The following is an 11,431-nucleotide window of genomic DNA, read 5'->3' as shown; positions in this document are numbered from 1 at the left end:
CAGTCAATTCAACCAATTCAATACAATAAATTGGTATCAACAAACTTGGCACACTATTGAGTTCTCAAACAACAGACACACCCGGCACCACCACAACCACAGGTCGCAGATCGCTCCGGAGCAACTTCACAAACTTACCGGGCTGCTTCACCCTTGTCAAATCGGCATCCCAACCCAGTCTCGCCGTGAGGCATCGTGGTGTTGGTGGCCGTTCAACTCCGGGGAGCAGCGCGGAAATAAACTCTACCACCACTTTGCCGTGGTGACAAAGGCGCCCGGGCGGCCCCCGCTACAGGGCGGCAAAAAGCCCGGAATCACGGGGATTCCGGGCTCTTCGACGAAACCTAGGCTGCCCGTTCTCTGGCCGGGATGCCTGGCGTCAGCTCACCGGTTTGAAGTACGCGGCACCCAGCGGAGGCAGCGTGACGGTGAGTGTGGCTGGCTGGCCGTCGATGTCGAGGTCCGCGGCCGTCAGGGCGCCCCCGTTCAGGACACCCGAGCCGCCGTAGGCGTCGGCGTCGGTGTTCAGCACTTCCCGCCACTCCCCCGCCGAGGGAACGCCCAGACGGAAGTCGGTGTGCGGGGCCCCCGAGAAGTTGAAGGCGCACACCAAGGGGTTGCCGGCAGCGTCCCGGCGGATGAAGGTCAGGACGTTGCGGTTTGAGTCCCCGCCGTTGATCCACTGGAAGCCGGCCGGATCATTGTCCTGTTCGAACAGCGCCGGGGTGGAGCTGTACAGCTCATTGAGGTCCTTGGTCAGCAGCTGGATCCCGCGGTGCGCCGGGATCTCCGCCAGCCACCAGTCCAGGCCGTGCTGCTCGGACCACTCCGCCTCCTGGCCGAATTCGGTGCCCATGAAGATCAGCTGCTTGCCCGGGTGCGCCCACTGGTAGCCCAGGAAGGCCCGCAGGTTCGCCAGCTGCTGCCAGCGGTCCCCCGGCATTTTCTTCAGCATTGAGCCCTTGCCGTGCACAACCTCGTCGTGGCTGATCGGCAGCAGGAAGTTCTCCGTGTAGGCGTAGACCATGGAGAAGGTGATGGTGCCGTGATGCCACCTGCGGTTGAACGGATCCTCGGCCATGTATTTGAGCGAGTCGTGCATCCAGCCCATGTTCCACTTGATGCCGAAGCCCAGGCCGCCCTGGCTCGTGGGCGCCGTGACACCAGGGAAAGCGGTGGATTCCTCGGCGATCATGACCGCCCCGGGGTGTGTCTTGTAGACCGTGGCGTTAACCTCCTGCAGGAAGGAGATGGCCTCAAGGTTCTCCCGTCCGCCGAAGCGGTTGGGCTGCCATTGCCCCTCCTCGCGGGAATAGTCGAGATAAAGCATCGAGGCCACGGCGTCCACCCGCAGTCCGTCGATGTGGAATTCGTCGAACCAGTAGAGCGCATTCGCGACCAGGAAGTTGCGCACTTCGCTGCGGCCGAAGTCGAAGATCAGCGTTCCCCAGTCCGGGTGTTCGCCCAGGTTCGGGTCGGAGTGCTCATACAGGGCTTCGCCGTCGAACCGCGCCAGCGCAAACTCATCCTTGGGGAAGTGCGCCGGCACCCAGTCCAGCAGCACGCCGATGCCGGCCTGGTGAAGTTCATCCACGAGGTAGCGGAATTCGTCGGGATGGCCGAAGCGCGACGTCGGGGCGAAGTAGGACGTGACCTGGTATCCCCAGGAGCCGCCGAACGGGTGCTCCGCGACCGGCATGAACTCCACATGGCTGAAGCCGAGCCATTTGACGTATTCGACCAGTTCCTTGGCCAGTTCCCGGTAGCTGAGCCCGACCCGCCAGGAGCCGAGGTGCACTTCGTAGACGCTCATCGGCGAGTTGTGCGGGTCCCGGCCGGCGCGGGCCTCCATCCACTCCGTGTCCTTGAAGGCGTAGGAGGGCTCCACGACGCGGGACGCCGTCAGCGGCGGGACTTCGGTGCCAAAGGCCAGGGGGTCCGCCTTCTCCACCCAGTAACCGTGTTTGGTACGGATCTCAAACTTGTAGCACGCCCCTGCTATAACGCCGGGGATAAAGAGTTCCCAGACCCCGGAGGAGCCGAGGGACCGCATCGAGTGCTGCCGGCCGTCCCAGCCGTTGAAGTCGCCCTTGACGCGGACTGACTGGGCGTTCGGCGCCCAGACGGCGAAGGAGACACCATCGACGTCGCCCAGGGCGGACTTGTAGTGCTGGACGTGTGCGCCGAGCACATCCCAGAGGCGCTCGTGCCGGCCTTCACCGATCAGGTGCAGGTCGAGCTCGCCAATGGTGGGCAGGTAACGGTAGGGGTCGTCGGCCGCTTCCGGCTCCTGTCCCTCGTAGGTCACTTCCAGCCGGTAGTCCGGCACGTGTCCCGACTCCAGCGGCTCCAGCACGGCAACCCACACGCCGCCGGACTCGTGTGTCATCGGGAAGCTGCCGGCTGCGGTCACCACGGAGACGGCTTCGGCGAGGTGCTTGACCGTGCGGATGGTGACGTGGCCGTAGTCATCAAGGTGCGCGCCCAGGACCGAGTGCGGCGCGTGGTGTTCGCCGGCGGCGACCCTCGCCAGGGTATCCGCGTCCACCGGCAGTGGACTTCCGGGACGATCGATACGTGCTGAACCTGTCATTTTGTTACCTTCCGCTGCGGCTTCGGCGGGAACGCCGGAGCCTGTACTGCTGAGGAGACGACGTGATGCGTGCACCGGAATGGAGAGCCAGTCCGGCCTGTTTCGTAGTTCGTAGATGACTTCGTAGAGGGCCTTGTCGAGCCACAGCGCCACGAAGAGGGGCGAATCGCGGTCGATGCTGCCGGGGATGACTTCCGCGTAGCCGGCCAGGAAGGCCTCGGCGCAGTCGTCCACCCAGGTTGCCGGGACGTCGGCCTCGGGGTGCTCGCGGACGGCCGCGCCGGCGGCGTAGTCAAAGGACCGCAGCATTCCGACGACGTCCCGCAAGGGAACATCCGGGAAATTTCGCTCCGAGATCGGCCGGAGCGGCTCCCCCTCGAAGTCGAGGATGGCCCAGCGCGGCGCCTTCCCGGGTCCGCCCGGAACCTGCAGGATCTGGCCGAGGTGGAGGTCGCCGTGGATCCGCTGCAGGGGGCCGGCGCCGCTGCCTTCGAGGCGCTCGAGGAGCCTGTCCAGCGCTTCACCGTAGGGGCCGACGGCGGTCCCGGCCTGCGCCCAGGACTGCCGCACCCGCTGGGCCACGCCGGGCGCAATGTCGTGTCCCGGGACGGACTCGGAGGCGACCCCCAGTGCCTGGGCGAGCCGGCCGTGCACCGTGGCGGTCGCGGCGCCGAGCGCGTGCGCCTCCGCGGTGAAACTGCGGCCGCTGCTGGCTGCGTCGACGGCCAGCCGCCAGGCGTCCAGCCCGCCGGCAAGAAATTCGTGTGCCACGGCAAGTTCGCCGTGCGCGGCGCGGGGGCCCTGCTCCCCGTCCGGGGCCTGCCACTCGCCGGTGACCCAGCCAAGGGTCGCCGGCACTTCCACGGTGTGCCCGGTAGTCAGGGCTGCACCGATCTCGACCTCGGGGTTGTGGCCGTCGGAGAGCACCCGGAAGAATTTCAGGATCGCCGCCGATGCGGCGTCGTCGACAATCACGGAACTGTTCGATTGCTCCCCGGTGAGAACCTTCACGAGGCCGGTCGCCCGGGGCAGGCGGTAGCCGGACTCCACGAGATGCCCGGCGGCGTTCCCGGAAGGGGTGGTGCCGCCGGTGCGCATGAGCTCCAGCCACGCCGCGATGAACGCCGGGTCGTGGACGCCGTCGTAAATCCACCGGGCTTCGGGTGTTCCGTCGGGGCCGGGGCCGGACATCTCGCCGATCAGCGCCGGTTCCGCCCCGGCCAGGGGGGCACGGCGGATGCTGAGCGGGACCTGGACGACGTCGGTCCGGGAGCCGTCCGGCGTCGGATAGCTCACGGCCAGCAGCAGCACTTCGAGTTCGGCAGTCCCCGATGCGGCGCCGGGTGCGCCGGCGAGGCTCAGGCCTCCGGCGGACTCGAAGCTGAACTCCGCGCTTTTGACGGGGAACCAGCGCTGGCGCGGGAGCCAGCCGCCGAGCAGGCCGCTCAGGGCGGGGGTGAGGGTCGGTCGGGTCATGTCAGCCTTCGATGGACAGGATAGGCATGGCCTGGGTGTAGGGCGACGCGGGGTTGGAGGCAGCGGAGCGGATCCGCAGCCAGAAGAAGTCGTGGCTGCCCAGGGTCAGCGTCAGGGTGCCGTCGTCGGAGATCGCCGGGAACGCCTGGCCGCCGAACACGTCCCGCAGGCCGCGGCCGGCGAACCTTGGCACCCGCAGCGTGGTGGCCACCGGATGCTGGGACAGGTTGAAGGCGCACAGGATGGTTTCGCTGTCCTCACCTGCCGGGTTGCCTTCCGGGAGTTCGCGCAGGTAGGCGAGGACCACGTCATGGTCGGCTTCCACGTGCTCGAAGCCACCCAGTCCGAAGGCCGGGTGGTTCTTGCGGACGCTGAGGATCTGGCGGGTCCAGCGCAGCAGCGACCCCGAGTGGGCGGCTTCAGCCTCGACGTTGGCCATGCTGTAGTTGTAGACCAGCGACTGGATCACGGGAAGGTAGAGCTTGCCGGGGTCCGCGCTGGAGAACCCGGCGTTGCGGTCCGGGTTCCACTGCATCGGGGTGCGGACCGCGTCGCGGTCCTCGAGCCAGATGTTGTCCCCCATGCCGATCTCGTCCCCGTAGTACAGGAACGGGCTGCCGGGCAGCGAGAGCAGCAGGGCGTTGATGAGTTCGATCTCGGAGCGGGAATTGTCCAGCAGCGGCGCAAGCCGGCGCCGGATACCGATGTTGGCGCGCATGCGCGGGTCCGGGGCGTACCAGCCGAGCATGGCGGCACGCTCGTCCGCGGTGACCATTTCCAGGGTGAGTTCGTCGTGGTTGCGCAGGAAAGTGCCCCACTGGGCACCTTCGGGAATATTCGGGGTGTCCTTCATCGTCTCGATGATGGGTGCGGCCTTCTGGTCCCGCAGCGCGTAGTAGAGCCGCGGCATGATCGGGAAGTGGAAGGCCATGTGGCATTCCGGTTCCTCTTCGGTGCCGAAGTACTCGACCACTTCAGCCGGCGGCTGGTTGGCCTCGGCGATGATCACGCGGCCCGGGTAGCTTTCGTCGACCATTTTGCGCAGTTTGCGGAGGAACTCGTGGGTCTGCGGCAGGTTTTCGCAGTTGGTTCCCTCCTCTTCGAAGAGGTACGGGATGGCGTCCGCCCGGAAGCCGTCAATGCCCTGGTCCAGCCAGAACCGCACGACGTCGAAGAGCGCATCGATGACCTTGGGGTTCTCAAAGTTGAGGTCCGGCTGGTGGCTGAAGAAGCGGTGCCAGAAGAACTGCCGCCGGATCGGGTCGAAGGTCCAGTTGGACTCCTCGGTGTCAACGAAGATGATGCGGGCGTCTTCGTACTTCTCATCCGTGTCGCTCCAGACGTAGAAGTCGCCGAAGGGCCCGTCCGGGTCCTTGCGCGACTCCTGGAACCAGGGGTGCTGATCGGAGGTGTGGTTCAGCGGAAGGTCGATGATCACCCGCACGCCGCGGGCGTGGGCCTCCGCGACGAGGCGCTTGAAGTCGCTGATGGTGCCGAATTCGTCGAGCACGGAGTTGTAGTCGGAGATGTCGTAGCCGCCGTCCCGGAGCGGGGACTGGAAGAAGGGCGGAAGCCACAGGCAGTCAACGCCGAGCCACTGCAGGTAGTCCAGCTTCTCGATCAGCCCGTGGAAGTCACCGGAACCGTCACCGTTGCCGTCCGCAAATCCGCGGACCAGGACCTCGTAGAACACCGCTTTGCGGTACCAGTGCGGATCGTGCTGGAGGCCCGGCGCATTCAACTCATAGGACCCCTTCGAGCTGTAGTGCTGGTTGGGGTTTGACGGGCTGAAACTCACTGGTGGTGCCTCCGGATGCTAAGAATGTGCGCAGGCTCGACATGGGCGTCCAGCCGAACATAGTTGTACTCCCCCCATTCCCAGCTCTCGCCGGTCACCAGATCATCCACCATGAACCGGCCATTGTGCGTCAGGTCGTCCGGATCGAGCTCCAGCGCCGCCAAATCCAGCGTCACCGTGCTCTCGCGGATACCGTGCGGATCCACGTTGACGACGATGATCAGCGTGTCCTTCGTGCCATCGGGGAGGGTCTTGTGCTTGGAGTAGACGACAGTGGCGTTGTCAGTGCTCTCGTGCAACGTCAGGTTCTGCAGGTCCCCCAGGGCGGGATGGGCGTGACGGATCGCGTTGAGCCGGCTCAGATACGGGGCAAGCGTCCGGCCGGATTCGGCCGCCGCGTCCCAGTCGCGGGCCTTGTATTCGAACTTCTCATTGTCGATGTACTCCTCGGCGCCGGGCCGGGCCACGTGCTCATAGAGTTCGAAGCCGGCGTAGACGCCCCAGATGGGGCTCGCCGTGGCGGCCAGCGCGGCGCGGATCTTGAACGCGGGCGGCCCGCCGTACTGCAGGAACTCGGTCAGGATGTCCGGGGTGTTCACGAAGAAGTTCGGCCGGAAGTAGGCCGGCGACTCGTGGCTGACTTCCTGGAAGTATTCCTCCAGCTCCTCCTTGGTGTTCCGCCAGGTGAAGTAGGTGTAGGACTGCTGGAAGCCTGCCCGCCCCAGGGCGTGCATCATGGCCGGGCGGGTGAAGGCCTCGGCGAGGAAGACGACGTCGGGCTGCTTCTTGTTGACCTTGCCGATCAGCCACTCCCAGAACCACACCGGTTTGGTGTGCGGGTTGTCCACGCGGAAGATCTTGACGCCGTGGCTCACCCAGAGCAAGACGATGCGCAGGATCTCGTTGGACAGACCCTCGGGATCGTTGTCGAAGTTGAGCGGGAAGATGTCCTGGTACTTCTTCGGCGGGTTTTCGGCGTAGGCGATGCTGCCGTCGACGCGGGTGGTAAACCACTCCGGGTTGCTGGTGACCCAGGGGTGGTCCGGCGCGGCCTGCAGCGCAAGGTCGAGGGCCACTTCCAGCCCCAGCTCCCGGGCCCGCGCCACGAAGGCGTCGAAGTCCTCGAACGTGCCCAGGTCCGGGTGGATGGCGTCATGGCCGCCCTCCTTGGCCCCGATGGCCCAGGGGGAGCCCGGGTCGTGCGGTCCGGCCAGCAGGGTGTTGTTCGGGCCCTTGCGGTGCTGGATGCCGATCGGGTGGATCGGCGGCATGTAAATGATGTCGAAACCCATGTCCGCGACGGCGTCGAGGCGCTTGGCGGCGGTCCGGAACGTGCCGGAGGTCCACTCGCCGGTTTCGTGGTTGCGGACGGCGCCCTCGGACCGCGGGAAGAATTCGTACCAGGCACCCCGGCCGGCGAGTTCGCGCTCCACCAGCAGCGGGTAGGTCTCGGAGACGGTGACCTGTTCGCGGATCGGCTGGCGTGCGATGACGGCGGCCACCTCGGCGCTGAAGCCGGCGGCGAGGCGTTCCTCCGCGGTCTTGCTCGCGTCGTTGAGCCCGACGACGGCCATCCGCAAGGTCCGCCGGTCAGCAGACGGGCGGGAAGAGTCCTCGGACGCTTCGGAAAACAGCGCGGCCCCCTCGGCCAGCATCAGCTCGACGTCGATCCCGGCTTCCACCTTGACCTCGGCGTTGTGGTGCCACGTGCCGTAGCGGTCATGCCATGCCTCGATCACAAAGGACCAGTTGCCGGTGGCGGACGGGGTCAGGAAACCTTCCCAGCGGTCGGTTCCCATGCCGCGTGGGCCACGGGGCGGGGCGAGCCGGACACGCTGGCGTTCCTTCCCGCGGGGATCGAGCAGGACGGCGCTGACGCCGAGCTGGTCGTGGCCTTCCCGGAAGGCGGTGGCGCCCACCACCAGGGTTTCACCCACAGCGGCTTTGGCAGGGAACTTCCCGCCTTCGACCGAGGGCTGCACGGCGGTGATCGGAAAACGGCCAAAGTGCAGGCCATCCGTGATCAGGGCCTTCGGCTTTTGCTTGGACACGGCACTGGTTCGCGAGTTAGTCGTCACAGCCTCGACGTTATCGACAAAACGGCCAGATTGCTAAGCCTGCTCCGCTTTTTCGCAGGTTTTCCGGATGCCGGGCCGTCATTTATGCAAAAGAAACTTAAAGCGGTTCCGAGCCTCCGACTTGTCCGTTAGTGTTTCGCAGGTGAAGGCAATCCGCAGATTTACCGTCCGAACCGTTCTTCCCGAGTCGATCCGGCCGCTGGCCCGGCTGGCCACCAACCTTCGGTGGTCCTGGCACCGGCCCACCCGGGAGCTTTTCGAGGGCCTGAACCCGAAGATCTGGGCCGAGAGTGACCACGATCCGGTGAGCTTCCTTGGCCTGGTCAGCAGGGAGGAACTGCAGCGTCTCGCCGCAGACCTGGACGTGGTGCGCCGGGTCCACGCTGCCGCGGACGACCTTGACCGGTACCTGGAGCAGCCCCGCTGGTACCAGAGCCTCGGCGACGGCGCGCCGGCGTGCATCGCCTACTTCTCCCCCGAGTTCGGCATCACCGAAGTCCTGCCGCAGTACTCCGGCGGCCTCGGCATCCTCGCCGGCGACCACCTGAAGGCAGCCTCGGACCTGGGCGTGCCGCTGATCGGCGTCGGCCTGCTGTACCAGGCCGGCTATTTCAAGCAGTCGCTGTCCCGTGACGCCTGGCAGCAGGAAACCTATCCGGTCCTGGACCCGGACGGGCTGCCGCTGACCCTGCTGCGCGAGACCTCTGCCGACGGTAACGGCAAGCCCATCCAGATTTCGCTTCCGCTGCCCAACGGCCGGCGGCTGCTGGCGCACGTCTGGCGCGCCGACGTCGGGCGTGTTCCGCTGCTGCTGCTGGACTCCAACGTTCCGGGCAACGACGAGGCCGCACGCGGGATCACCGACCGCCTGTACGGCGGCGGCGGCGACCACCGCCTCCAGCAGGAACTCCTGCTCGGCATGGGCGGGGTGAAGGCCCTGCGTGTCTTCCAGAAACTCACCGGCAGCCCCGCGCCGGAAGTCTTCCACACCAACGAAGGCCACGCCGGCTTCCTGGGCGTGGAGCGGATCCAGGAAATGATGGCCGCCGCGGAACCGCTGAGCTGGGAAGAGGCGCTGGCCGCCGGCCGCGCCTCCACTGTCTTCACGACCCACACCCCCGTCCCGGCCGGCATCGACCGCTTCGAGGTCTCGCAGATCCAGCACTTCTTCGACGCCGGGCTGGCCCCGGCCGTGCCGGTGGCCAAGATCCTGAACCTCGGCCGCGAGGACTACACCGACGGCAATCCCTTCGTGTTTAACATGGCGGTGATGGGCCTGCGGCTGGCCCAGCGTGCCAACGGCGTGGCCAAACTGCACGGTGTGGTGTCCCGCGGAATGTTCTCGGCGTTGTGGCCGGGATTCGACCACTCGGAGGTGCCCATCACGTCGGTCACCAACGGTGTGCACGTGCCCACCTGGGTGGACCCGCGAGTCACGGACCTGGCCCGCGAGCAGTTCGGCGCCGACGCGGAAGAGCACGGCCGCTGGGACCTCGCCTACAACGTCAGCGACGAGGACCTCTGGGCCCTCCGCCGGGAGATGCGGGTGTCCCTCGTGGAAGATGTACGGCGCCGGCTCCGGGCCGCCTGGAAGAAGCGCGGGGCAGCCGACGCCGAGCTGGCGTGGACGGATTCCGTCCTGGACCCGGACATCCTGACCATCGGCTTTGCCCGGCGTGTCCCGACCTACAAGCGGCTCACCCTGATGCTGCGCGAACCCGAGCGGCTCAAGGCCCTGCTGCTGCACAAGACGCACCCGATCCAGCTGGTCATTGCGGGCAAGTCCCACCCGGCCGATGACGCGGGCAAGAAGATGATCCAGGACCTCGTCCGGTTCACCGACGACCCGGCGGTGCGGCACCGGATCGTTTTCCTGCCCAACTACGACATCGCCATGGCCCGGACCCTGTTCCCGGGCTGCGATGTGTGGCTGAACAATCCGCTGCGCCCGCTCGAGGCGTGCGGCACTTCAGGAATGAAAGCCGCCCTGAACGGCTCACTCAACCTCTCTGTCCTGGACGGCTGGTGGGATGAGATGTTCGACGGCGAGAACGGCTGGGCGATTCCAACCGCCAACAACGACGCCTCCCCCGAGGAACGCGACGACATCGAGGCGGCTGCGCTGTACGAGTTGCTGGAGACGCAGGTTGCGCCCCGCTTCTACGGGCTGACAGTCTCTGACGGCGCCGGCGCTGCGGGGCCTTCCCAGCCCGGGCGGCAGGCGGTCCCGACGCACTGGGTCTCGATGATCAAGCACACCATGTCCCATCTGGGCCCGGCCGTCTCAGCGGACCGGATGCTCCAGGACTACGTCAATGTCCTGTACCGGCCGGCCGCCGTGGCCGGCCGCCGGGCAGTGAAGGACAATTTCGCCGAAGCCAAAGCCCTCGCGGCCTGGATTTCCCGGGTCCGGGCCGCCTGGCCGCAGATCCAGGTGGAGCATGTGGACTCGGTGGGCGTCTCGGAGGACCCGCAGATCGGCGACATGCTGCAGGTCAACGCCTACGTGGCCCTGCACGACCTCACCCCGGATGATGTGTCGGTCGAGGTGGCGTACGGCCGGGCGGAGGACAGCGACGAACTGGCCGACGTCACGGTGGCCGAGCTGAAGTCGATTGAAGACCTGGGCAAGGGACGCCACCTTTTCAGCGGAACGGTGGTGATCGACCGGTCCGGATCCTTCGGTTACACGGTCCGGGTGCTCCCGAAGCACACGGCGCTGGCCTCCAGAGCTGAACTGGGCCTGATCGTCAACGCCTAAAGGCCGTTCCGCGAACCGGCTGACCGCATGCCCGTCAGAGGCAGACGGCGATGACGGCCAGGTTCTTGCCGGCGTACCGTTCGGCGTCCTGCAGGATTTCACAGATGACCCCGAAGGCCCGGTCGGACCGGAAGGCGGCCGGGACTTCCCAGATGAAGGTAATCGGTGCCTGGCCGTCATCGGCGACCGCATCGGCGAAGTCGTGCAGCGAATCGTTGAGGGCGTCCAGGTTCACACCGTAGTCCGCCGGGAAGTGCAGCGTCTCCGCGAACGTCTCCAGGACGTTCCGCTTGGTCTCTGCAGCCGGAATCAGCACGGCGCGCCGGCCGGCGTCGTCCACCAGCGCCTGCAGTTCCTCGATGGTCCAGGTGTCTGCGGAGTAAATCTTCATGGGTTCCTACTTGCCTTCGGCGATGAATGTGAACGAGTTGTAATGGTCCGGGGTGTAGTACTTCTCGCCGGCTTGTCCGGCCACGATCCGGCGGGCTCCGCGGTCCGATTCACCCGGGGTCCTGACCGTGTATTCCTTGTAGTAGCCGGAGGACTGACGCGGCAGGACGCGCTCGAAGTTCCCGAAGGTGACGTCGTCCCGGGCATACGGATACGGACCGCCCCGGGCGATCAGCGCCAGGGTCAGGCGGGCTTCGGCGGGAAGTTCGGAGGCCTTGATTTCCGGCAGTCCGGAGGAGTTCGCGGCGGCGCGCGGCGCAGCGGGTACGGCAGTG

General features: G+C 66.5%; 6 protein-coding genes. 1 reads left to right on the top strand and 5 read right to left on the bottom strand.

Features of this window, described 5'->3' with window-relative positions; all coding sequences use genetic code 11:
• Nucleotides 1-379: 379 nt before the first annotated feature.
• From BJQ90_RS04395 to BJQ90_RS04385, 3 genes are read right to left on the bottom strand one after another with little or no spacing between them, the layout of a single operon-like run.
• The gene (locus tag BJQ90_RS04395) at nt 380-4,069 is read right to left on the bottom strand and encodes a 1,4-alpha-glucan branching enzyme (protein WP_226759088.1); all 3,690 of its coding nucleotides are present in this window, start codon (nt 4,067-4,069) and stop codon (nt 380-382) included.
• A gap of 1 nt (nt 4,070) precedes the next feature.
• Nucleotides 4,071-5,867 (bottom strand): maltose alpha-D-glucosyltransferase, encoded by a 1,797-nt coding sequence (treS, locus tag BJQ90_RS04390; protein ID WP_226759087.1) that lies wholly within the window; start codon nt 5,865-5,867, stop codon nt 4,071-4,073.
• A complete protein-coding gene (locus tag BJQ90_RS04385; protein WP_319004601.1) occupies nt 5,864-7,945 on the bottom strand; it encodes an alpha-1,4-glucan--maltose-1-phosphate maltosyltransferase in 2,082 nt (693 codons plus the stop codon). The genes treS and BJQ90_RS04385 overlap by 4 nt, the downstream gene beginning before the upstream one ends.
• Before the next feature lie 142 nt (nt 7,946-8,087).
• Here BJQ90_RS04385 and glgP point away from each other — a divergent pair, with 142 nt between their 5' ends.
• Entirely contained in the window at nt 8,088-10,706 is a 2,619-nt protein-coding gene (gene glgP / locus BJQ90_RS04380; protein ID WP_226759086.1) for an alpha-glucan family phosphorylase, read from the top strand.
• A 34-nt stretch (nt 10,707-10,740) separates the two neighbouring features.
• Here the strand turns inward: glgP and BJQ90_RS04375 are convergent, their stop codons facing one another.
• Together BJQ90_RS04375 and BJQ90_RS04370 are read right to left on the bottom strand one after the other, a co-directional pair.
• On the bottom strand, nt 10,741-11,097 hold the full coding sequence (locus BJQ90_RS04375) for a barstar family protein (protein WP_226759085.1): 357 nt from the start codon (nt 11,095-11,097) through the stop codon (nt 10,741-10,743).
• 6 nt (nt 11,098-11,103) lie between these two features.
• Nucleotides 11,104-11,431 (bottom strand): ribonuclease domain-containing protein (locus tag BJQ90_RS04370; RefSeq protein ID WP_319004600.1); only part of this gene is annotated, 328 nt, incomplete at its 5' end.

The sequence above is a fragment of the Arthrobacter sp. SO3 genome (assembly GCF_020532825.1).
In the GTDB taxonomy this organism is placed as follows: domain Bacteria; phylum Actinomycetota; class Actinomycetes; order Actinomycetales; family Micrococcaceae; genus Arthrobacter.
This window is presented reverse-complemented; position numbering and strand designations above follow the sequence as displayed.